At 40.9% G+C, this 21309-nt stretch carries 22 protein-coding genes, 1 tRNA gene and 1 riboswitch; of the genes, 17 read left to right on the forward strand and 6 right to left on the reverse strand.

The window, feature by feature from the left end:
- Positions 1 to 67 precede the first annotated feature (67 nt).
- The 4 genes from rpoD to QQJ93_RS10775 all read left to right on the forward strand — a co-directional run bounded on the left by rpoD (position 68) and on the right by QQJ93_RS10775 (position 3970).
- Positions 68 to 1909: an RNA polymerase sigma factor RpoD gene (gene rpoD / locus QQJ93_RS10760; protein WP_089122222.1), complete on the forward strand. Its 1842-nt coding sequence runs from the start codon at positions 68 to 70 to the stop codon at positions 1907 to 1909.
- A 158-nt stretch (positions 1910 to 2067) separates the two neighbouring features.
- A tRNA-Ile gene (locus QQJ93_RS10765) sits at positions 2068 to 2144 on the forward strand.
- A gap of 126 nt (positions 2145 to 2270) precedes the next feature.
- Positions 2271 to 2543: a hypothetical protein gene (locus QQJ93_RS10770; RefSeq protein WP_089122221.1), complete on the forward strand. Its 273-nt coding sequence runs from the start codon at positions 2271 to 2273 to the stop codon at positions 2541 to 2543.
- Positions 2543 to 3970 (forward strand): GGDEF domain-containing protein, encoded by a 1428-nt coding sequence (locus tag QQJ93_RS10775; protein WP_089122220.1) that lies wholly within the window; start codon positions 2543 to 2545, stop codon positions 3968 to 3970. The genes QQJ93_RS10770 and QQJ93_RS10775 overlap by 1 nt, the downstream gene beginning before the upstream one ends.
- Before the next feature lie 187 nt (positions 3971 to 4157).
- Here the strand turns inward: QQJ93_RS10775 and ribB are convergent, their stop codons facing one another.
- The 4 genes from ribB to QQJ93_RS10795 form a co-directional block, all read right to left on the reverse strand.
- The gene (gene ribB, locus QQJ93_RS10780; protein WP_089122218.1) at positions 4158 to 4820 is read right to left on the reverse strand and encodes a 3,4-dihydroxy-2-butanone-4-phosphate synthase; all 663 of its coding nucleotides are present in this window, start codon (positions 4818 to 4820) and stop codon (positions 4158 to 4160) included.
- Between the two features lie 129 nt (positions 4821 to 4949).
- Positions 4950 to 5109, reverse strand: a riboswitch (FMN riboswitch).
- A 155-nt stretch (positions 5110 to 5264) separates the two neighbouring features.
- On the reverse strand, positions 5265 to 5879 hold the full coding sequence (locus QQJ93_RS10785; RefSeq protein WP_089122217.1) for an acetate uptake transporter: 615 nt from the start codon (positions 5877 to 5879) through the stop codon (positions 5265 to 5267).
- A gap of 192 nt (positions 5880 to 6071) precedes the next feature.
- Positions 6072 to 6698 (reverse strand): mechanosensitive ion channel domain-containing protein, encoded by a 627-nt coding sequence (locus tag QQJ93_RS10790; RefSeq protein ID WP_089122216.1) that lies wholly within the window; start codon positions 6696 to 6698, stop codon positions 6072 to 6074.
- Entirely contained in the window at positions 6698 to 7660 is a 963-nt protein-coding gene (locus tag QQJ93_RS10795; RefSeq protein WP_431313597.1) for a bile acid:sodium symporter family protein, read from the reverse strand. Before QQJ93_RS10795 ends, QQJ93_RS10790 begins: the two co-directional genes overlap by 1 nt.
- A 300-nt stretch (positions 7661 to 7960) precedes the next feature.
- Here QQJ93_RS10795 and QQJ93_RS10800 point away from each other — a divergent pair, with 300 nt between their 5' ends.
- Together QQJ93_RS10800 and QQJ93_RS10805 are read left to right on the forward strand one after the other, a co-directional pair.
- Positions 7961 to 8344, forward strand: a complete 384-nt coding sequence (locus QQJ93_RS10800) for a DUF3302 domain-containing protein (protein WP_089122214.1) — start codon at positions 7961 to 7963, stop codon at positions 8342 to 8344.
- The gene (locus QQJ93_RS10805) at positions 8344 to 9474 is read left to right on the forward strand and encodes an HlyD family secretion protein (RefSeq protein ID WP_089122213.1); all 1131 of its coding nucleotides are present in this window, start codon (positions 8344 to 8346) and stop codon (positions 9472 to 9474) included. The genes QQJ93_RS10800 and QQJ93_RS10805 overlap by 1 nt, the downstream gene beginning before the upstream one ends.
- Before the next feature lie 93 nt (positions 9475 to 9567).
- Here the strand turns inward: QQJ93_RS10805 and QQJ93_RS10810 are convergent, their stop codons facing one another.
- Together QQJ93_RS10810 and QQJ93_RS10815 are read right to left on the reverse strand one after the other, a co-directional pair.
- The gene (locus QQJ93_RS10810; RefSeq protein WP_089122212.1) at positions 9568 to 10815 is read right to left on the reverse strand and encodes an NAD(P)/FAD-dependent oxidoreductase; all 1248 of its coding nucleotides are present in this window, start codon (positions 10813 to 10815) and stop codon (positions 9568 to 9570) included.
- 13 nt (positions 10816 to 10828) lie between these two features.
- Positions 10829 to 11896 carry a methyltransferase gene (locus QQJ93_RS10815; RefSeq protein WP_089123530.1) on the reverse strand — a complete coding sequence of 356 codons (1068 nt, stop codon included), beginning with the start codon at positions 11894 to 11896 and terminating at the stop codon, positions 10829 to 10831.
- Positions 11897 to 12099: 203 nt separating this feature from the next.
- Here QQJ93_RS10815 and QQJ93_RS10820 point away from each other — a divergent pair, with 203 nt between their 5' ends.
- The 11 genes from QQJ93_RS10820 (at position 12100) to QQJ93_RS10870 (ending at position 21240) form a co-directional block, all read left to right on the forward strand.
- The gene (locus tag QQJ93_RS10820; RefSeq protein ID WP_089122211.1) at positions 12100 to 12846 is read left to right on the forward strand and encodes a beta-ketoacyl synthase chain length factor; all 747 of its coding nucleotides are present in this window, start codon (positions 12100 to 12102) and stop codon (positions 12844 to 12846) included.
- Positions 12846 to 13655, forward strand: coding sequence for a lysophospholipid acyltransferase family protein (locus QQJ93_RS10825; protein ID WP_089122210.1), 810 nt, complete (start codon positions 12846 to 12848; stop codon positions 13653 to 13655). The genes QQJ93_RS10820 and QQJ93_RS10825 overlap by 1 nt, the downstream gene beginning before the upstream one ends.
- Positions 13656 to 13685: 30 nt before the next feature.
- Positions 13686 to 13943, forward strand: a complete 258-nt coding sequence (locus QQJ93_RS10830; RefSeq protein WP_089122209.1) for a phosphopantetheine-binding protein — start codon at positions 13686 to 13688, stop codon at positions 13941 to 13943.
- A gap of 22 nt (positions 13944 to 13965) precedes the next feature.
- A complete protein-coding gene (locus QQJ93_RS10835) occupies positions 13966 to 14223 on the forward strand; it encodes an acyl carrier protein (protein ID WP_089122208.1) in 258 nt (85 codons plus the stop codon).
- Positions 14223 to 14786 (forward strand): COG4648 family protein, encoded by a 564-nt coding sequence (locus tag QQJ93_RS10840; RefSeq protein WP_089122207.1) that lies wholly within the window; start codon positions 14223 to 14225, stop codon positions 14784 to 14786. The genes QQJ93_RS10835 and QQJ93_RS10840 overlap by 1 nt, the downstream gene beginning before the upstream one ends.
- Positions 14787 to 14825: 39 nt before the next feature.
- Positions 14826 to 16259, forward strand: a complete 1434-nt coding sequence (locus tag QQJ93_RS10845) for an AMP-binding protein (protein WP_284186086.1) — start codon at positions 14826 to 14828, stop codon at positions 16257 to 16259.
- Between the two features lies 1 nt (position 16260).
- Positions 16261 to 16620, forward strand: coding sequence for an ApeI family dehydratase (locus QQJ93_RS10850; RefSeq protein ID WP_089122206.1), 360 nt, complete (start codon positions 16261 to 16263; stop codon positions 16618 to 16620).
- 17 nt (positions 16621 to 16637) lie between these two features.
- Entirely contained in the window at positions 16638 to 18461 is a 1824-nt protein-coding gene (locus tag QQJ93_RS10855; RefSeq protein ID WP_089122205.1) for a glycosyltransferase family 2 protein, read from the forward strand.
- Positions 18442 to 19995, forward strand: coding sequence for an HAL/PAL/TAL family ammonia-lyase (locus QQJ93_RS10860; protein WP_089122204.1), 1554 nt, complete (start codon positions 18442 to 18444; stop codon positions 19993 to 19995). Before QQJ93_RS10855 ends, QQJ93_RS10860 begins: the two co-directional genes overlap by 20 nt.
- Before the next feature lie 104 nt (positions 19996 to 20099).
- Complete coding sequence (locus QQJ93_RS10865; RefSeq protein WP_089122203.1) at positions 20100 to 20537, forward strand: acyl-CoA thioesterase; 438 nt, start codon at positions 20100 to 20102, stop codon at positions 20535 to 20537.
- Positions 20538 to 20607: 70 nt separating this feature from the next.
- Positions 20608 to 21240 (forward strand): LolA family protein, encoded by a 633-nt coding sequence (locus QQJ93_RS10870; protein ID WP_089123528.1) that lies wholly within the window; start codon positions 20608 to 20610, stop codon positions 21238 to 21240.
- The last annotated feature ends 69 nt before the right edge of the window (positions 21241 to 21309 follow it).

Below are 21309 nucleotides of genomic sequence, written 5' to 3' on the forward strand. Positions count from 1 at the left end.
TTATAATTGGCGGTTTGCATTTCGCATACTAATATTCTTCACTCAGACCTCAAGTTGGATATCGTCGATGGATCAAAATCCGCAGTCACAGCTAAAGTTACTTGTCGCAAAAGGTAAGGAACAAGGCTATCTGACCTACGCCGAAGTAAATGACCACCTACCTGAAGAAATCGTAGATTCAGAACAGGTAGAAGACATCATTCAAATGATTAACGACATGGGTATCCAAGTCGTTGAAACCGCACCTGATGCGGACGATCTTATGTTGAATGAGGCAGTAGCAGATGAAGACGCTGCCGAAGCCGCAGCAGCCGCACTTTCCAGTGTAGAAAGTGAAATTGGCCGAACTACTGACCCAGTTCGCATGTACATGCGTGAAATGGGTACGGTTGAACTATTAACTCGTGAAGGTGAGATCGACATTGCTAAACGCATTGAAGATGGCATCAACCAAGTTCAATGTTCAGTCGCTGAATACCCTGGCACTATTTCTTATATTCTTGAGCAATTTGATAAAGTTCAAGCTGAAGAACTTCGTTTAACTGACATTATTTCGGGTTTCGTTGATCCTGATGATGATGGCAATGCCGCACCAACAGCAACACACATTGGTTCAGAGCTTGCTGTTACTGATGATGATCTGGATGACGATGATGAAGATGCAGATTCAACAGAGGACGAAGAAGAGGAAGATACAGGCATCGATCCTGAACTTGCTCTAGAACGCTTCACAGAGCTGCGTAATACTTATCAGAACTTACAGCTTGCGATCAATGAACATGGTCGTGAAAGCAAAGCAATTGCTGATAGCAAACAAGAATTCCTTGATGTTTTTCGTCAATTCCGTCTTATTCCAAAACAGTTTGATTATTTAGTTAATAATCTTAAAAACTCAATGGATCGTGTACGTACACAAGAACGTTTAATTATTCGTACTTGTGTTGAATACGGAAAAATGCCGAAGAAAGCATTCGTGCAAGCCTTTACGGGTAATGAATCATCAGATGCATGGCTAGATGATGTTTTAGCATCAGGTAAGCCATATGCAGATAAAATTAAACAAAGCGAAGAAGATCTGCGCCGTAGTATCTTCAAGCTAAAATCAATCGAAGAAGAAACGTCTTTGAATGTTCAAACCATCAAAGATATCAGCCGTAGAATGTCAATCGGTGAAGCAAAAGCTCGTCGTGCGAAAAAAGAAATGGTTGAAGCCAACTTACGTTTGGTTATTTCGATTGCGAAAAAATACACCAACCGTGGCCTACAATTCTTGGATCTTATTCAAGAAGGTAACATTGGCCTCATGAAAGCGGTTGATAAGTTCGAATATCGTCGTGGTTATAAGTTCTCAACTTATGCAACATGGTGGATTCGTCAGGCGATCACTCGTTCAATTGCTGACCAAGCACGTACGATCCGTATTCCGGTACACATGATCGAAACCATTAACAAATTGAACCGTATCTCTCGTCAGATGCTTCAAGAAATGGGTCGTGAGCCGTTACCAGAAGAATTGGCTGAACGCATGCAAATGCCTGAAGACAAGATTCGCAAAGTACTAAAAATTGCTAAAGAGCCAATTTCAATGGAAACGCCTATCGGTGATGATGAAGATTCGCACCTAGGTGATTTTATTGAAGATACTACGCTTGAATTACCTTTAGATTCAGCCACTTCGACTAGCTTGAAGTTCGCCACTAAAGATGTTTTAGCTGGCCTAACGCCTCGTGAAGCAAAAGTCCTTCGCATGCGTTTCGGTATCGATATGAATACTGACCACACTTTGGAAGAAGTGGGTAAGCAGTTCGACGTAACCCGTGAACGTATTCGTCAGATTGAAGCCAAAGCATTGCGCAAACTTCGTCATCCAAGCCGCTCAGAAACACTGCGCAGCTTCTTGGACGAATAAGCCAAGCAGATACATTTCTGATTTAAAAGGTGAGTTATATACTCACCTTTTTTATGCCTGAATTTTGAAACCTGTTTAAGTGGATAAAAACTAAGCGCAATCTAGACGCTCACATCTAGACACCTTTCGTTCATTCCCCTATAATCGTTCAACAATTTGGCCCCATAGCTCAGTTGGTTAGAGCGCACGACTCATAATCGTTAGGTCCACAGTTCAAGTCTGTGTGGGGCCACCATTTTTAAGGAAGACGCTCAAGAAGAGCGTCTTTTTTTTATCCTCACTTTAGAGAATAAAAGCCTCCTTTGTTTTATACTGAATGACTTAATCGATACATGTTCATACGGTAGTCATACTGAGGCCAATGAAAACTCATATCCACTCTATTTCCCGATTTACCATTTCTCGCTACTTGTGCGGCAGCATCTTTGTCACCATTTTGCTTTCTGCTTCACTCGCCTGTTGGCTACTGGTCAATTCATATCATGATTTTGATAATGCGAAAGAACGAACAAAGTTCTTCCATGTGGTTAATCAATTTATTTTAGCTTTAAATTTGTATGGTCGTGAGCGTGGCTTCGCTAATGAACTCATCTTTTCGGATCAACAAATAAGCCGGTTGCATGGCAAGCTTTGATGAAAGGTCGTTTAGAAACTGATCAGGCCTTAAACACGCTCCCAAAAGAATTTATTACCTCTGAGCAGTGGAAAAAAATTAATACCAGCAAGCAAATTGCACGCGAAAAAATTGATCATTACAAAACAAATACAGCGATTAATATTCAACAAAGCCGAGAAGCTGTCGATGCATTATTAAAATCGACTCGAATATATCGACTCGTTATGATTGATGCGATTTCTAACAAGTTAACCAACTCAATCACAAGCAGTAGTGCTGTTAGCCGCTTAATCGCAATCTCAATGATAAGAGATAACGCTGGACGCTTAGCGGCTCCATTTGTAAACGCTCTATACTATCAAAGCACTCTATCTTCCTCTGAGTTCTCAGATACTATACGTCGAATGGAGGAAATTCACGTTAGTTGGTCATTAGTCGAATACTTACAAGATAATCTACCTAAGAATAAATATTTCCAACAACAAATTGAAACCACTAAAGCAAGTTACTATGAGCAGAGTGAAATGTTCCTTCGCGATCTCTCAGAACAAGCAAAAGTTACCCACCGTTTAAATATCAATGCTTATGAATTCTCGATGCAATATCGTAAAGGCTTAGGGGCAATTGAGGCATTACAGAATAACTATATCAATGAACTATTCCGTCTATACAAACAAGAAGAACGACAAGCGCTTACTAAATTTGTCATCGTAGTATTGATACTAATCGCTAATATCACCTTGCTTGCCGGTATTATGACTTATATTCAAAGGCATATTCTTAAGCCCTTATCGGATCTTAATAAGGCCGCGAGTTTACTCGCCAACTCTACAGAAAATACTTCTGGAAAGAATATCAGTGAAATACAAAGCTTATTTAACACCCTCAATGTGTTGGATCAGCAAATGAAATTGCAGCAGTCTATCCATGAAAAGTTAGTTAAAGACTCAGAAGAAGATCCCTTAACCAAATTAGCAAATCGCCGACGGTTTACTAGAGAGGCATTATCAATGCTAGCAATGAGCAGTGAAAATCCTACTCATTTAGTTTTGATCGATTTGGATTATTTTAAAAAAGTGAATGATGGATGGGGTCATGTTGTTGGCGATCATGTATTAGTTGGCATTGCCGATGTTTTACGTAAATACTCTCACCCAAATAGCTTATCAACACGCCTAGGTGGTGAAGAGTTCGCGATCATCTTCCCACCCAATATTGAATTGGATTTAGATCAACAACTAGAAATACTACAAACTAAAATTCGTCAATTAAAGATTAATAACGAGCAAGGTGGAACGTTATCGGTTACTGCCAGTTTTGGTGTAGCCAGTTCGACAAGTACTCATGCCAACGCACTTAAAAACTTATTAACTGAAGCCGATGAAGCGCTTTACCGAGCCAAAAATCAAGGTCGAGACCAAATCTGTTATACCCAAAGTAATTGAAGTTGCAGTGAGGCGACAAGTGAATGAGGCCCCATGAGCATAGCTCGCCTATGTGATTGGGGCGAATGAACGCCGGCAACAAAACTGCAGCTTCAAGTACGACGGGTATATTCATAATCAGACAATAAAAATAGAGGTTAAGTAAAACCTAACCTCTATTTATCATTCTTAAATTTGAATGAATATTCTACGCTTGTTTTTTCATTAATGATTCACGGTATTGAACGATATCATCAATAGTTAATACAGGCATATTATGTTGCTTGCCAAATGTCACGATCTCTTCTGCACGTGCCATGGTCCCATCAGGGTTAGTCACTTCACACAACACACCTGCTGGGTTTAAACCTGCTAATTGCATTAAGTCTGTCGTACCCTCTGTATGCCCACGGCGAGTTAATACTCCACCAGTACGAGCACGCAATGGAAATACATGGCCTGGACGCGCCAAATCATCGGGCTTAGCATCAGCAAAAATTGCGGTCTTAATAGTCGTTACGCGATCAGCTGCTGAAACCCCTGTCGTCACACCTTGCTTAGCTTCAATTGAAACCGTAAATGCCGTCTGGTTTTGGCTATTGTTATTGACTACCATTGGCGGTAAATCAAGTTGATTTGCTTGTTCATCCGTTAAGCATAAGCACACGATACCGCTACACTCGCGAATCATTAACGCCATTTGAGCATCCGTTAGTGTTTCAGCTGAATAAATAAGATCGCCTTCATTTTCACGGTCTTCATCATCAAGCACAAGTACGCCTTGTCCTCGCTGCAGTGCAATTAAAGCGGCTTCAACACGCTCAATAGGGTTTCCAAATTCGGCTAATAAAGAAGGTTGGTTCTGATTCATGGTAATATCTCCTGTAGATACCAGAATCAGGGCTCTTTAAGAAGGGGTCAGTAAACCGATAGCTACAAGCCACCTATTACCGACGTCAAAGCCACTTAACTACCTTAGCAATTAAGGTAGTTAAGTGTCATTTATCCTCTCCCATCCAGACTATAACTGTCGGCTCTGGCATCTCACCAGATCTGCTGACCCTACTTCAAAACGATAATGAACTAGGCGCTCGCGGGCTGATAACATCAAAGTGTTATATACCGCCGGTGGGGAATTTCACCCCGCCCTGAGAATAAGTTAAAAAATTGTGCCACTTTCTGTGGTGGATACATACTATTACAGCAACAAGATAAAATCTATTTTCTCTTAGAGACAAATTTAGAAAAGCAGACATGATCAAAAAAGCCTCAGACTAAGCTGAGGCCTTCACAATAAAGTTTTTGTTAGAATAAATTAAGCAGCAGCTTTAATTGATTCAACGGGCGCAGTTACTTTTTTCTCACCGATAGGAAGAACAGTACGGCCAAACTCTAGATTGATTACTGTAGCAATGGCTAAGTAAACCGCACTTGAACCACAGAAAATACCCACTACACCTGCGATATGGCCGATGGTTGTATTACCAGTAAAATCACCAGCAGCAAGCAAGAAGAATAGTAGAGTCAAGCTACCAAATACCACTTGTTTAGCTACTGGGTAACGAGCTAAAGTTGCAATAAACATAAAGCCTGTGAAGATACCCCAGATGAGTAGGTAAGATGCTAGAAAATGCGCTGGCGTTGCTTCACCTAAGCCCATGCCTGGCATTAAAATTAGGCCAACAAGTGATAACCAAAACATACCGTAAGAAGTGAAAGCTGTGGTACCAAACGTATTACCGTTTTTGTATTCCATAATACCAGCGATAACTTGTGCAATACCGCCGTAAAAAATACCCATAGCAAGAATTACGCTAGTTAGTGGAAATAAACCTACGTTATGTAAATTTAAAAGAATCGTTGTCATACCAAACGCCATTAAGCCTAATGGTGCTGGATTTGCTGGTTTTGTAGTAGTCGCGGTTGACATAGTATTACCTGATTAAAATATGAACGGAATTTTAAAAGCGGCGTATTATTGTCGATGACCGAGATTTTGTAAAACATTTTGTAGTATAAGTCACAAAAAACTATTTCAAGTCATGAAAAAGCCTGAATACAATGCCAATAAGATCGTATTCAGGCGTAATAAACTAGAACCTAGTTAACCTCAGGTTAGTTATTATAATTTTACTTTTTGATCGGTAACTTTCGATTCAACAGCACTCACATTATTCTGCTCTAATGTTACTTCTACTTCAGAGGCTTCAGTATCTTTTGGTTGTGGTTTTTCTTTTAGTACAATCACCGGGCGTGTCATAAATAAGTTGTTCGGATACAAAACTAAATCTCCATCGAGACTACGTAATTGAACGTTCATAAAGCCCATTTCCGTAATTTCACCTTCCAAAAAGTTGGCACCATCAACCACTCTCACCCAACGACCCACTCGGCAATCATTCTGGGTAAATAAAATTAAAAAACTCGTTAAGTTACTCAGTAATGACCAACCAGCAAATAGCGCCACCCCCAGTAAAGCAAACATGGAAGAACCAACAACCAATAGACCTCTTAACTCAATACCCCATAGCATCAATAGCAAACAGATTAAAATGATAGAAGTAATGGTATTGAGTAATAGCCTAGCGCGTTGTTTACGGTGAGGACTAATACCGCTTTTCATACTACGCAAGAAAACTTTCCCCGGAATACGGCGCAGCATGGGATAAAACACCAACACAAATGCAGTAATAAACCACTTGTAATAGTCTTGGGTAAACACCAACCATTCTTGAGATATTGTCGACATTAACTATTCGCCTCTATTTGCTGTTCACGAGCGATGGCTTTCTTTTGATAGCGATTGGCCAAAACTGCGCAATAAAATATTTGTAATGGGTGATAAATCATTATCGGCAACAATATCATTCCTAGCCTAGGATCAGCACTAAAAATCACTTTCGCCATTGGCACACCTGCCGCCAAAGTTTTTTTACTACCACAAAACACGGCCGCCACTTCATCTTCATGATTAAAGCCCAACCAACGAGCGCTTTTGACCATCAAATTCACGACAAAGAACAATACCAGTCCACAAATCAAAACCGACATAATGACGTACTCAATCGAAAAGCTATGCCAAATCCCCTCTGCGACTGAATCACTAAAGGCATTAAAGACTATCAGTAAGATGACACATTTATCCAGTTTACCAATAATGCTTTTATGCTTTTCAAAACCAGATAGTAAAAAAGGTCTCAACAGCTGACCAAGTATCATAGGCAATAACAACATCTTAGAAATAGATGTGACTGATTCCATAACATCAATTTCAGCGCCCTCTAAACCCATAAAAACTTGAATTAAGAGTGGGGTAATTAAGATCCCAAGAATACTAGACAACGATGCGTTAAATATCGCCCCTGGCATATTACCTTTACCAATCGCGGTCATAGCGACCGATGAAGATATGGTGCTAGGCAATACAAATAAAAAGCAGAAGCCAAATGCTAATGCGCTAGGCATCAAAGCCAGTAAACCTTGACCAAACACCACCCAAAGTAAGGGATAAAGAATAAAAGTCGCCGACTGAATAAATAAATGCAGGCGCCAATTACTCATCCCCGCTTTTAACGATCGCGGAGAAAGACCAATACCATGCAAAAAGAAAACTATCGCAATGCCAAAAGCGGTCACTTGATCTAAATGTAAGCTACCTTGACTACGTCCAACATCAGGAATAATCGTAGCTAATAGCATGCAAATGACCATCGCCACTAAAAACCATTCTTTCTTTAATATTGCGACTAGATTTAAACGCATATAATTAATATCTCTCAATAAATTAAAATGGATAAAAACTTTGGAACTTCATTGGCATCGTATAAACTAAGTTCGCATATAATTAAAAAACGCATCCATATTGTGAGATGCCGCCCTAAGAGTGCAAAACGCTGTGTTTCAAACAAAGCCTTGTTTGACATAGAGTATTAACTAGCATTAATAAAATCACGATCTTTTTATTAGTAACTGTCAGCGCATTACATTAAGCGAGCAGGTAAAGGAAAAACAATGACATTAGATTATGTAGCCCTGGGCATACTTATTTTCGTCGTACTGGTGCTGTTTTACGGCATCATTGTTATTCACGATATTCCCTATGAAATTTCCAAAAAACGCAATCATCCTCATCAAGATGCTATTCATGTTGCCGGCTGGGTAAGTTTATTTACTTTGCATGTACTTTGGCCATTCTTATGGATCTGGGCGACCTTATGGCGCGAAGATCGTGGTTGGGGATTTAATAAACTACAAGCTGAACAAGATGATATGCACCATAAAGTTGATGAATTAAATAAGCAAATTTCTCAGCTACAAAAGCAAATGGCTGAACTATCACCCCAAACAAAACCATCTGAGAATACACAAGAAAGTACCAAGGGAGAATCAAACTAATGGAAACAATATTGATTCTAACCTATACCGCTTTTTGTATTGCGATATTTAAAATCTTCCGCATTCCACTCAACAAATGGACGGTACCAACCGCTGTATTAGGTGGCGTAGTTTTACTGGGCTCTATCTTCTTAGCTATGAACTACTTCCAACCATTCACTCAGTTGGGCGGCCAAATCTATAGTACTACGCCAATGGTTTCTAATGTCCGTGCCCGTGTGGTTTCTGTCGAAGTTCAACCAAACAAACTAGTTAAACAAGGGGATGTATTAGTACGTTTGGATGATACCCCATTTAAAGCTGCAGTAGTGCAACAACAAGCTGCTCTTGCTGCCGCAAAGCAAAACGTATTAGTTCTTGAAGCGGCTTACAAACAAGCTGCTGCTACTAGTGTACAAGCCTTAGCAGAAAGAGATCGTTCACAGCGTGAAGCTGCTCGTTACCAAAAAGGTTACAAACGTGGCGCATTTACTTTGCAACAAGTGGATGACAAACAACAAATTGCTAAAGGCGCAGAAGCCGCCTACCAAGCAGCACTTTCTAATGAAAACGCAGCTAAAGCAGCTTTTGAATCACAAATTAATGGCGTTAATACTTCGGTTGCAGAAGCTCAAGCAGCTTTAGATAAAGCGCAATTTAATCTAGACCAAACGATTATTCGTGCTCCAACGGATGGTTATGTTTCACAATTAGCATTAAAACCCGGCGTCATGGCGGTTCCACTACCATTTAAGCCTATTTTGACTTTCGTGAGTACCCAAGATCATTACTTCGTTGGTGCCTTCCGTCAAAACTCAACACTGAATATTAAAGCTGGTGATGAAGCGGATGTGATCTTTAGAGCGCTACCTGGTAAATCTTTCAAGGCAGAAGTATCGGAAGTGCTGCCTGCGATTGCAGAAAGCCAAATCCAAGCAACTGGAGAACTGTTAGGCACTAATATGCTGCAAACTCATGGCCGCATTATGGTGAAATTGAAACTGATTGATGATGTAGAGCAATACAATTTACCTATGGGTACTAATGTTGAAATTGCAGTCTACTCAGGCAAGTTAGAACACGTTGCTATCATTCGTAAAATCCTGATACGAATGAAGAGCTGGCAAAACTACGTGTACTTCGATCACTAATATCGACGTACCCAGCAATCATTGTTCATATACACAAAAGCCCCGTTCGTTCGGGGCTTTTTATTGTCTACCATTCAAGGTTTCTTTCTATTTTTAACTAGAGCAAATTTCCGCTAAAGTACTCAAACGTTTTTGCGGGTTTGCTACATAAGGGTTTGAGATATCCCATGCATAGCCGGCTAAAATCGAACTTATTTTTTTCTTTATCTCTGGATGGGCATTTTCAAAAAACACCACATTTTGGAAACGTCCGTCATACCAACCTTCGACATAAGCACGGAAAGTATCTACCCCAACCATTAATGGCTCTGAGTAGTCTTTTTGCCAATCTACCGCTTCACCATTGAATTGACGAATTAACGTATCGGTTGCCAGTTCCGCAGACTTCATTGCAATCGTCACACCTGATGAAAATACCGGATCTAAAAACTCACCAGCATTCCCCAACATCGCATAGTTACTACCTGCAAGATGTTTCACATTAGCTGAGTAACCGCCAATCGTGCCACTCATGTGACAAAAATCAGCATCCTTAAACAGTTGCTTCAAATGAGGCTCTTCTGAGGTTAACTGCTTTAATGCCGTAATTTCATCGTCAGGATAAGCTTCAAAAAAGTCAGGCGTTGAGACTACCCCAACAGAACAGACACCATTACTAAATGGGATGAGCCAATACCAAACCGTTTGATTATCAGGATGCACATAGATGGTGATCTTATCGCGATCATAATTTAACTCACTAGCCAAACTGTCCGTTATATTATCGGTAACATGAGTAAATAGTGCCTTACGCTGCGAGAGATCCGAGGGCAATTCTAAGTCAAGTAATCTAGGTAATACGCGTCCATAACCACTCGCGTCTAAAATAAAACCAGCTTGAATTTGATAGGGCTTCCCCACTTCATCAATGACGGATAACACCGGTTGCTTTGGCTCAATATCTACCGCCGTTACCGTATGTTGATAACGAATTTCAACACCTTGCTTTTGTGCTTCATCCGCGAGTAATTTATCAAATGGTCCACGTTGGACTTGAAAGGTAGTACCCTCTCCTGGCGTATACTTGTCGGTAAAATCAAAATAGGTATATTTACCTTGATAACGAAATGCAGCACCATTTTTAAACTGAAATCCTGCTTTATTCACTGCATCAAACAGATTAGCCTTCTTTAAACTTTCCATACAAGCTGGTAGTAAGCTTTCCCCAATGGAAAAACGAGGAAAAGTGCTGCGTTCTAGTACAATACAGTCAATATCATGTTGCTTAAGAATAGCTGCAGCTACTGAACCAGAAGGACCAGCACCAATAATCACAACCGGTACTTTCTGTCTTATGCTCATTCTAAATCCCCACCTAAATTGCTTTAAGATGTAAAAGCGTATGCCCTAGCCCAATATGATCGATGCGATTACTCACCACAAAGCCCGCTTCTTTAACGATCTCTAAAAAATCATCGCTACGATAAAAACGACTATTACCATTGGCCAAACAAGTAAAGTAAAGCGAAGTGGCATTGAGACTATATGACGCTGCTTCATAACGCTGAGCATCCCAAAATAGCTCAAGGATATACACGTCAGCTTGAGGTTTCATAGCAGCACGGACACGGCGTAAAATACTGAGAATTTCCATCGGTGAGAAGCAATCTAAAAATTGACTCATCCACCACACGTCAGCACCTTGTGGCAAAGCTTGCTGTTTATCGAGCATATTAGCTGGGAAGAAATCAACGCGCTCAGAAAAACCATGCTGAGTAATATTTTTTTTAGCTAACTCAATTTGTTGTGGCAGGTCGATAATAGTGACATTGACATTCTCATCATGCTGGCAACACTGCAATGTCCACTTGCCTGTATTGCCACCAATATCAAAAATGTGCTTTGGTTGATTAGCAAAAATCTGTTTCAGCAAGACTGGAAAAGTATTATCCGAATAAAAATGGTCAAACTTAAACCAACTGTCTTGGGCTTTCTTCGGCAAACTAGATAAGCCTTCGTAAATCGTCGACCAATCTCCTAGTTCTTTTAAACCAGCTGGTGTGCCCCCTTTAATTGCTTCGGTTAAATGCATCATTCCGGCATAACAAACGTCTGCAGTAAAATCCATATTGGCAATAGTCATACCATCGCTTAATAAAGAATGACCTAACTTAGCAAGTACGTAATGGCCATCACGCCATGTCACAATATGTGCACTTAAAGCCATATCTAATAACACTTTAATACCATATTCAGACACTTGAGTAGCTTCTGCAATATGTGAAGCCATCATGCCTTGCTCTGGCTGTTTTTCTAGTGCAGTTAAAATACCAAGATCTCGTAAGGTTCGAGCGGTATGAAAAACGATAGGAGAAAAAGCTAATTTCTGAGCTTCGGTTTTTGCTTCTAATGCTGTGTATGGATCGTGTTGATATTGCTTCAAAATTAAAGTCCAAATAACAAATCTGTCGACAAGGAAAATAAAGTCATTGCCGTTTAAAAGCGGCGACTTAATTGGATATTGCTCATAATACCCCATTAAAGGTTATGTTTTTGTATCAATTAATGACTGAACAATATAGCGTTTGCATCAATAAAAATGCTATTTTTACATTTTGCTTCTATAAATGGTATGAATAGGCATTAATGAACACTATTTCATTTAATATTGAACACTGGCACGCACTTTCTCCGGGGTTAACCACACCAGAGGAATGGCAGCGTTACACCGAGCATGCCTCTGAAAGTGCAAAACCATCACTCGAAGTGAATTTAGTCCCTGCGATGATGCGCCGTCGCATGAGTCCATTGAGCAAAATTGCCTTACAAACCGCCATCCATTTACATCAATCCAGCTCATCCAACGTTGACTACCTAATTTTTTCAAGTCGTCATGGTGAGCTATCACGCACTGTTGAATTATTACAACAAGTTTTACAAGGCGAAGAAGCCTCACCAATGGCATTTTCTCAATCAGTGCATAACACCAGTGCAGGTTTATTTACCATTGCCACCAAAAGTCCAATTCCAGCAACATCACTTGCAGGCTGCGAGTCTAGTCTACACAATGCTTTAATTGAGGCTAGTGCTTACTTATCAGAAAACCCACAGCATAAGATATTGCTGATCGACTTTGATGCACCACTACCAAAACCTTATGATCAGTTTGAATCCATTCCAACACCACCACTTTATGCATTAGGGTTGGTACTGAGCTCAGGTTCACAAACCCAAATAAACTGGCAACCTAAAAAACCGCCTAGTTTAGAGTCCAAAAACCGTTCACAAACCATAGATATCATTCAACAATTAGCAAACCAAAGCCATAACTGGACAATTGAAGACTCCCGAAATCAATGGCAATGGCAATGGCAACGAGGTGATGTTGAATAATGACAAGCCACTCAGTTAGCTTTGCTCAACGTTGCAATAAATATTGGCGAGTGATTGCCACTGGCAGCTGCTTTGCTATTTTTGGTATCGGCGCCCTCTGCCTAACCTTTATTGTATTTCCATTGATGACTTGGACTGCTCGCAATCAAAGCCAACGTGAAATACGGGTACAATCAATTATCCAAAGAGCTTTTCGTTTATTTTGTCGTACCATGAAGTTCACTGGCACGATTGATTACTGCTTCGATAATGTAGAACAAATGCAGCAAGATAGAAATTGCCTAATTATCGCTAACCACCCAAGCTTAATTGATTATGTGTTGATAGCTTCTTGTCTGCCACAATGTGATTGTTTAGTAAAAGCTGCGATTTGGAATAATCCATTTATGAAAGGGATTGTGAAAGCCGCTGGTTATATTCCGAATCGCGATCCAGAAAGCTTGTTGGATGACTGTAGCCAACGGCTAAATCATGGTAATGTTCTGTTGATTTTTCCAGAGGGGACTCGGACAACACCTGGACAGAAATCCAAACTACAGCGTGGAGCCGCACAAATTGCCGTTCGCACTCAAACAGATTTAAGAGTGGTTCACATCACTGTGAGCCCTAGTTTTTTAACCAAACAAATGAAATGGTATCAAGTACCCGATACAAAACCTTTTTTTCATGTAGAAGTGAAAAACAAAATTAACGTCGATGAATTTATTCAAAACAGTGATTCACCAACCACTGCCGCACGTCAACTTAATCGACATTTATCGAGCGCGATTTTCCCTGAAAACGCCCAACAACATAAAACCAATCTCTGAACATATTTTTAGCAATTTAGGTAGGTCACTGTGGAACAACTACACAACGAATTAAAAGCATTAATTATTGAAGCGTTAAACCTTGAAGATATTCAAGTCGAAGATATCGAAACCGACGCAGCTTTATTTGGTGACGGCTTAGGGCTGGACTCTATTGATGCTCTAGAACTCGGTCTTGCCATCAAGAAAAAATATCATATTGTAATTGATGCTGACGATAGTCAAACTCGTGAGCATTTTGCTTCTGTAGCGAACTTAGCAAACTATATTAGCTCTCAACGAAACTAACCTAAAATAGAACAAGAATATTATGACGGAAATAAACAGAGACGAAGTATTCAACAAAGTACAAGATGCCTTTGTTGAGCTATTTGAAATTGATGCTGATGACATCAAGCCTGAATCAAAGCTTTACCAAGAGCTGGATCTCGATAGCATTGATGCCGTTGACCTTGTGGTTCACCTACAAAAATTAACGGGCAAAAAGATTCAACCAGATGAGTTTAAAGCGGTACGCACGGTCGACGATGTAGTTGATGCAGTGGTTGAGCTACTCAAGGAAAAATAATGCGCGCATTAACGGCTTTGTCTGCCCTACTGCTATTGGCTTATCCTTTAGCAGTTTATTATGGATTGAGCCGTTGGGGTATTGGCGTGATAGGTATTATCTTTGTCGCCTTGTTTGTGATTCGAATTGCTGCTGGCAATCAAACTAAGTTAAAAGAGCTGAAATACATTGCTTGGTTAAGTGGCGCTGCCGGTATTATTCTCACTTTATGTGCGACATTATTTCGTGAACATGGTTGGTTTACCTACTACCCTGTGGTGGTCAACATCCTGATGTTTTCATTATTCTTCAGTAGTTTATGGCAATCGCAAACATTAATTGAACGACTTGCTCGCCTACAAGAACCAGAACTACCGGAAAGTGGCGTGCGCTACACTCGCAATGTCACTAAAGTATGGTGTAGTTACTTTGTGGTTAATGGTTCGATTGCACTTTACACCTGCTTCTTGCCACTTGAAATCTGGACCTTATACAATGGCTTACTCAGCTACTTATTTGCCGGAAGTTTATTTACGGTTGAATGGTTAGTAAGAGGGTATATTCGTAAATCTAACGAGCCATGATCTACTCGTTACTATTATTGCTATTTTGAACTGCTCAATATGGAAATTGCCACCAGCATGATGCCCGCTCCTTTTGTTCCTATTTCTCAATTGATGAATGCCAATAGAGCAACTCAACACTCTACTGACTTTCCTGTTGCATATGATGGCTTCAACCAGCAAGGTCAAGTAATTAGTTGGCAACAATTCCAACAAGATACCCATCAACTAAGCCAGCTATTACGTGCTCGTAGTGAATCTCGCTGGGCTATTTGCTTTGACGATAGTTACTGGTTCTCCGTGGCGTTTATGGCTGCTTGTCATAGTCAAAAACAACTGATTATACCGGGCAACTTACAACCAGCGGCATTGGCCGAGCTTTCACAACACTTTGATGCGGTTTTACATGACAGAGTGATTGATTTCACCGCTCTCACACCACACTTTTCTGTTGATGTACCAAGAGTATTAGATAAAAAAATTGAGATGGATTTGCCTCAATTTGAAAATTTAACTGATGTAGCAATCACCTTGTTTACTTCAGGCTCCAGTGGCCAGCCAAAAGCCATCGAAAAACCATTATCGATTCTCGAAAAAGAAGTAGCACAGTTACAAGCCACTTGGGGAGAGTCATTACAAGGTGCAACTACAGCAAGCACCGTGTCTCATCAGCATATTTATGGTTTGTTATTTCGTATTTTGTGGCCGCTTTCTGCTAGCAGACCATTTCTCACACAAAACTGGCAATATCCTGAACAAATTATTGAACATGCAGCTCACAACTTAGTATTAATCAGTAGCCCTGCTTTACTGAAACGCTTAACGCCAACCGAAACTTCAGACCGTTATCGCGCTATTTTTTCATCCGGTGGTCCACTCCCTCTTAATTCAGCTAAAACTTGCAATGCACTATTCTACAATTACCCACATGAAGTGCTTGGCAGTACTGAAACTGGTGGTATCGCACATCGCCAGCAGTATTCAAGCGATACACCTTGGCAAGCGTTTGTCGGTACTCAGATTGATGTGAACGTTGAGCAGTGTTTAAAAATTAAATCACCTTTGGTAGATATGGAAAACTGGTACCAAACCGCCGATCAGTGTGAATTATTAGATAATCAGCATTTTATGTTGAAAGGTCGTGCCGATCGGTTGATAAAAATAGAAGAAAAGCGCATATCATTAAGTGAGATTGAACGCCATTTAAATCAACTTGATGAAATTGATGAAGCCGCGGTGATTCCATACCAAGAACCTAAGCGTTTAATCACTGCCGCTGCCATTACTCTCTCCCCAATTGGACAAGCTAAGCTCAACCAACTCGGTAAGGGAAAATTTGTACTGATGCTACGCCAGTCCTTACATCAATGGATTGAGCCAGTTGCTATTCCGCGCCGTTTTCGAGTCGTTGATGAGATCCCCCTCAACACTCAAGGCAAGCGCTTAATCAGTGATATTGAGCAACTCTTCCACTCAGAGTCGAGAAGTAAATAAGATGACAGTGATAAGAAAACCCACTCTAATAAAGCAACAAAGAGACGAAAATACGCTCATATTGTGGCTACGAGTTGATGCTGAAATAGAAGATTTTAAAGGACATTTCCCTCAATTTGCTTTATTGCCGGGGGTCACTCAAATTGATTGGGCAGTTTATTATGCTCAGCAGTTTTTCGATTCACCAAAATCCTTTCAGTCAATGGAAGTGATCAAATTTCAAGAACCAATTTTGAAAGAGGCACTAGTCAAGCTGACCTTAACTTGGCATGCTGACAAACAAAAGCTGAACTTTAGCTACACCTCTGGACAAGATGATGAAGTACGTACTCATTCATCCGGTCGAATATTATTAGGTTAAAGGAACGATGTCTTAATATGGCCTCATTTTCTCCCTGCTTTGTGATCCCTTGCTATAACCACGGCTCGACCATGGCAAGTGTTATCGCCTCTTTGCAACCATTTGGTTATCCGATACTGGTAGTTGATGATGGTAGTGACAGCGACACTAAAGCAAATTTAAATAGTTTAATCGACACTCCAGACCTAACCTTGCTTGCCAACCCTGTCAATCAAGGTAAAGGTGGGGCTATGATTCTAGGCTTACGTGAAGCACACCGCCTAGGGTTTAGTCACGCAATTCAAATTGATGCCGATGGACAGCACGATCCACAAGCAATTCCTCGTTTAATTGAAACCTCAAAAAAATATCCTGAGCAATTAATCTCAGGTCGTCCTATCTATGACGATTCAGTACCGAAAACACGTCTTTATGGTCGCTATGCCACCCATATTTGGGTTTGGATTGAAACACTTTCTTTCGCACTCAAAGATAGCATGTGTGGATTTCGCTCTTATCCGCTCAGTGCCACGATTGACACGCTCGATCGATATTCAATGGGCCTGAGAATGGATTTTGACACCGAAATTATGGTCAAACTGTATTGGCAAGGCATTAATTGCCAATTTATTGAAACTCAGGTGATTTATCCAGAAAATGGTATTTCTCACTTTGATGCCTTACACGACAATGTGCGTATCAGCAAAATGCACACTAAGCTATTTTTTGGCATGTTACCTCGTATTCCAAAATTGCTCGCTCGTCATTGCAAAAAATCCTCTTGCCAATATTCAGCAGGGCAAAATCAAGTCAAACTCGATCAAGCAAATCAAGAGCAAGCGACTCACTGGGCGAAAAGTAAAGAGAAAGGGACGCTATTGGGCATCAAACTTCTGATGACAGTGTATTCACTACTCGGACGCTCTGTATTTAATGCCATTTTAAAACTGGTGATTGGTTACTATCACAAAACCGGTAAACAAACGCGACTCGCCTCTGAACAATATATTCAACAGCTTGAAAATTACAGCCAAAGGCAAAAAATCACATTAGCCACACCACTTTCTAGCTACCAACACTTATTATCATTTGGCCATACCATGCTAGATAAACTGGCTGGATGGCGTGGTGATATAACGCGAGATGATCTGACAATTCATGGTCAAGAGCACTTTGAGCAAGTCATTAGCAACAAACAAGGCATTGTGGTTTTAGGTTCACACTTAGGTAACTTAGAGCTTTGCCGCGCAATGGGAAGTCTGCGTCATGGCATCACGATCAATGCGTTGGTTTTTACCGAACATGCCGAACGCTTTAACAAAGTAATGAAAGCAGTCAACCCAGACTCATCGATAAACTTAATTCAAGTGACTACGCTCGGACCGGATACTGCGATTTTATTACAGCAAAAGCTTGAACAAGGTGAGTGGATTGTTATTGTCGGTGATCGTACTTCTGTCACCAAAGAACAACGAGTAATTTGGGCTGATTTCCTCGGCAAGCCTGCGCCTTTTCCGCAAGGTCCCTTTATGCTCGCCAGTGTGTTAGCGGCGCCTGTATATTTACTATTTGGATTGCGTGATGAACACAACCATCAATCACGTCCTCGCTACCATGTGTATTTCGAGCCTTTTGCAGATAAAATTATTCTGCCAAGAAAACAGCGTATGCAAGCCTTACAAGATGTGGTTCAACAATACGCAACACGCTTAGAGCACTTCACCTTAAAAGCACCATTACAATGGTATAATTTTTTTAATTTTTGGCAGCTGACGAATCAAGCGCCAAGTGACAGCACCAACACTACTCAACATGATCCTAATTCAGGACAAAGTGAACAGAATGACCAATCAAAATTGTAATAACAGCAACATTACCTTTGGTGCACAACGCCTGACTATCGAAGATGTTATGGCTATCGCTCAAGGTAGCCCTGCACAAATGAACAACAGTGACGATTTCACTAGCAAGATTAATCGTGGCGTGGCCTTTTTAGAGCGCCTCTTACAACAAGAGGGGGTCATTTATGGTGTCACCACCGGTTATGGTGACTCTTGTACCGTGGCTATTCCAATGAATTTAGTCGATGAACTCCCACTGCATTTAACTCGTTTCCACGGTTGTGGTTTAGGAGAACATTTAGATGAGCAACAAGCTCGCGCGGTATTAGCGACTCGTTTATGCTCCTTATCGCAAGGAGTTTCTGGTGTCACTCATGATCTGCTCAATCAAATCGTTACTTTAATCAATCAAAGCATCACACCACTCATTCCACAAGAAGGTTCAGTAGGAGCCAGTGGCGATTTAACCCCACTCTCTTACCTTGCTGCGGTGCTAATTGGTGAGCGCGAAGTATTATACAAAGGCCAAGTGCGTCCAACCTCTGAAGTGTTTGCTGAATTGAATATCCAACCAATTAAGCTAAAACCGAAAGAAGGCTTAGCTTTAATGAATGGTACTTCCGTGATGACTGCGCTAGCCTGCATTGCCTTTAAACGCGCAGAATATCTAGCTCAACTTTCCACTCGCATTACTGCTATGGTGTCATTGGGGATGCAAGGTAACGACTTTCATTTTGATGAAGCATTATTTGCAGTAAAACCTCATCAAGGGCAACAACAAATTGCCGCTTGGCTACGCGCTGATTTACAAGCCGAACGCCCACCAAGTAACAGTGACCGACTACAAGACCGCTATTCATTACGCTGTGCACCTCATGTGATTGGCGTGTTACAAGACACCTTACCGTGGTTGCGTCAAATGATTGAAAATGAACTTAACAGTGCTAATGACAATCCAATCATTGATGGTGATAACGAGCGAGTACTACACGGCGGTCATTTCTATGGCGGCCATATCGCAATGGCGATGGATACTCTAAAAACAGCCGTTGCAAACCTTGCTGATCTGCTGGACCGTCAAATGGCGCAGTTAATGGATTATAAGTTTAATAACGGATTACCATTCAACCTAACTGGTGCAACAGGTGAACGTAAGCCAATTAACCACGGCTTCAAGGCCGTACAAATCGGCATTTCAGCATGGACAGCCGAAGCACTGAAAAACACTATGCCCGCAAGCGTATTTTCACGCTCCACTGAATGTCACAACCAAGATAAAGTCAGCATGGGGACGATTGCTTCTCGTGACTGCCTACGGGTCTTGCAGCTAACAGAACAGGTTGCCTCTGCATCGTTATTGGCAGCGACTCAAGCGATTGAATTACGCAAACGTAATAACGAACTTGATCAGCAACACTTTAGTCCAGCCTTAAAAGATATGCTTGAGATCGTGCAAAATGATTTTGAATTTGTCACTGAAGATCGTCCATTAGAAGCTGATTTACGTAAGTTTGTTGGTAAGATCCAGCAACAAGAATGGACGTTGTATAAGTAAAGGTTTCTAGGTTGCGAGTCCCTAGTTTCTAGGTATAAACAATACAAGCAACGGAGCTTCCCCTAGGTACTAGGAACCAAGCCTACGAACAAAATGAGAAAATAATGAATAAACCAGCCCTATCCGCCCAAGTCATCATGACCCCCTCTTTCCAGGATGCCGATCCTATGGGGGTGGTCTATCACGGCAATTACTTTCGTTTCTTTGAAGAAGCGCGCCGTGTGATGTTAGATAAGATAGGTTATAACTACCGTGAAATGCAGGCTTCTGGTTATATGTGGCCGATTATCGACACTAGAGTAAAATACATCAAACCTATCCCATTTGATTTAACCGTGCGGGTAGAAGCGAAATTGACTGAGTGGGAAAATCGATTAAAAGTCGACTACGTCATTTACAATGCTGAAACAAATCAGCGCCTGACCAAAGGTTATACCATGCAAGTGGCTGTCAGTATCGAAAGCGAAGAGATGTGTTTTGTGTCACCAAAAGCCTTCACCAATAAACTTGCTGCCTGGAGTACTAATGAACATCATGCCTAAACCCTTCGTACTTGAAGCTGCAGCTTTGTTGTCGGCGTTCATCCGCTCTAATTACTTTGGCTATAAACTAATGTGGAAAGCACTCCATGGCCTAGTGCTATGTGCTTTGTTGCTTTTCACTCAAACCAGCCAAGCAGCCACCAGCAATAATGATAAGTTAGCACAGCTACAACAACAATTAGCTAACCACCAAGTAGTACGGGGAGATTTTACCCAAACGCGTCACATGCAGATGTTTGATGCGCCTTTAACATCGCAAGGACAATTTCTACTTTCAAGCCAATATGGATTGTGGTGGCAACAAACGACGCCATTTCCAACCTCTTTAGTGTTAACAAAAAATACGCTTAGTCAGCAAGTTGGTTCAGAACCTGCGCAAGTACTTAACGTCAGCGATAATCCAATGGTGTTTTATTTTAGTCATGTATTTTTATCGTTATTCCAAGGTGATACTGAAACCTTACAACAGCAATTTGATCTGAAATTAAGTTCAAGCCCAAGCAGCCAATGGGAGTTATCCTTAACACCCAAATCGGCACCGCTAAATAAAGTATTCAGCCAGATAAACATTGAAGCGAATGATTATATTAATCGTATCGAGCTAGTAGAAATTCGTGGCGATCGCACCGAAATAAACTTTATCAATCAAACTCATCTACCTAGCGATTTATCGACGACTGAACAAGCCATCTTTGGACAATAGACTCTGATGATCAAACGATTAATTCAACATGACCAACAAAAACTACGGGCTCTGATATGGCTTGTAATC

The organism is Vibrio algivorus, from assembly GCF_030161215.1.
Taxonomy (GTDB): domain Bacteria; phylum Pseudomonadota; class Gammaproteobacteria; order Enterobacterales; family Vibrionaceae; genus Vibrio; species Vibrio algivorus.

Coding starts and splice junctions, on each gene's coding strand:
- QQJ93_RS10785 (WP_089122217.1), bottom strand. CDS start 5,879: ATGTCAACCGCGACTACTACAAAACCAGCAAATCCAGCACCATTAGGC.
- QQJ93_RS10800 (WP_089122214.1), top strand. CDS start 7,961: ATGACATTAGATTATGTAGCCCTGGGCATACTTATTTTCGTCGTACTG.
- QQJ93_RS10845 (WP_284186086.1), top strand. CDS start 14,826: ATGGAAATTGCCACCAGCATGATGCCCGCTCCTTTTGTTCCTATTTCT.
- QQJ93_RS10770 (WP_089122221.1), top strand. CDS start 2,271: ATGAAAACTCATATCCACTCTATTTCCCGATTTACCATTTCTCGCTAC.
- QQJ93_RS10820 (WP_089122211.1), top strand. CDS start 12,100: ATGAACACTATTTCATTTAATATTGAACACTGGCACGCACTTTCTCCG.
- QQJ93_RS10840 (WP_089122207.1), top strand. CDS start 14,223: ATGCGCGCATTAACGGCTTTGTCTGCCCTACTGCTATTGGCTTATCCT.
- QQJ93_RS10790 (WP_089122216.1), bottom strand. CDS start 6,698: ATGTCGACAATATCTCAAGAATGGTTGGTGTTTACCCAAGACTATTAC.
- QQJ93_RS10850 (WP_089122206.1), top strand. CDS start 16,261: ATGACAGTGATAAGAAAACCCACTCTAATAAAGCAACAAAGAGACGAA.
- rpoD (WP_089122222.1), top strand. CDS start 68: ATGGATCAAAATCCGCAGTCACAGCTAAAGTTACTTGTCGCAAAAGGT.
- QQJ93_RS10810 (WP_089122212.1), bottom strand. CDS start 10,815: ATGAGCATAAGACAGAAAGTACCGGTTGTGATTATTGGTGCTGGTCCT.
- QQJ93_RS10855 (WP_089122205.1), top strand. CDS start 16,638: ATGGCCTCATTTTCTCCCTGCTTTGTGATCCCTTGCTATAACCACGGC.
- QQJ93_RS10795 (WP_431313597.1), bottom strand. CDS start 7,660: ATGGTCATTTGCATGCTATTAGCTACGATTATTCCTGATGTTGGACGT.
- QQJ93_RS10775 (WP_089122220.1), top strand. CDS start 2,543: ATGAAAGGTCGTTTAGAAACTGATCAGGCCTTAAACACGCTCCCAAAA.
- QQJ93_RS10870 (WP_089123528.1), top strand. CDS start 20,608: ATGTGGAAAGCACTCCATGGCCTAGTGCTATGTGCTTTGTTGCTTTTC.
- ribB (WP_089122218.1), bottom strand. CDS start 4,820: ATGAATCAGAACCAACCTTCTTTATTAGCCGAATTTGGAAACCCTATT.
- QQJ93_RS10865 (WP_089122203.1), top strand. CDS start 20,100: ATGAATAAACCAGCCCTATCCGCCCAAGTCATCATGACCCCCTCTTTC.
- QQJ93_RS10860 (WP_089122204.1), top strand. CDS start 18,442: ATGACCAATCAAAATTGTAATAACAGCAACATTACCTTTGGTGCACAA.
- QQJ93_RS10835 (WP_089122208.1), top strand. CDS start 13,966: ATGACGGAAATAAACAGAGACGAAGTATTCAACAAAGTACAAGATGCC.
- QQJ93_RS10825 (WP_089122210.1), top strand. CDS start 12,846: ATGACAAGCCACTCAGTTAGCTTTGCTCAACGTTGCAATAAATATTGG.
- QQJ93_RS10805 (WP_089122213.1), top strand. CDS start 8,344: ATGGAAACAATATTGATTCTAACCTATACCGCTTTTTGTATTGCGATA.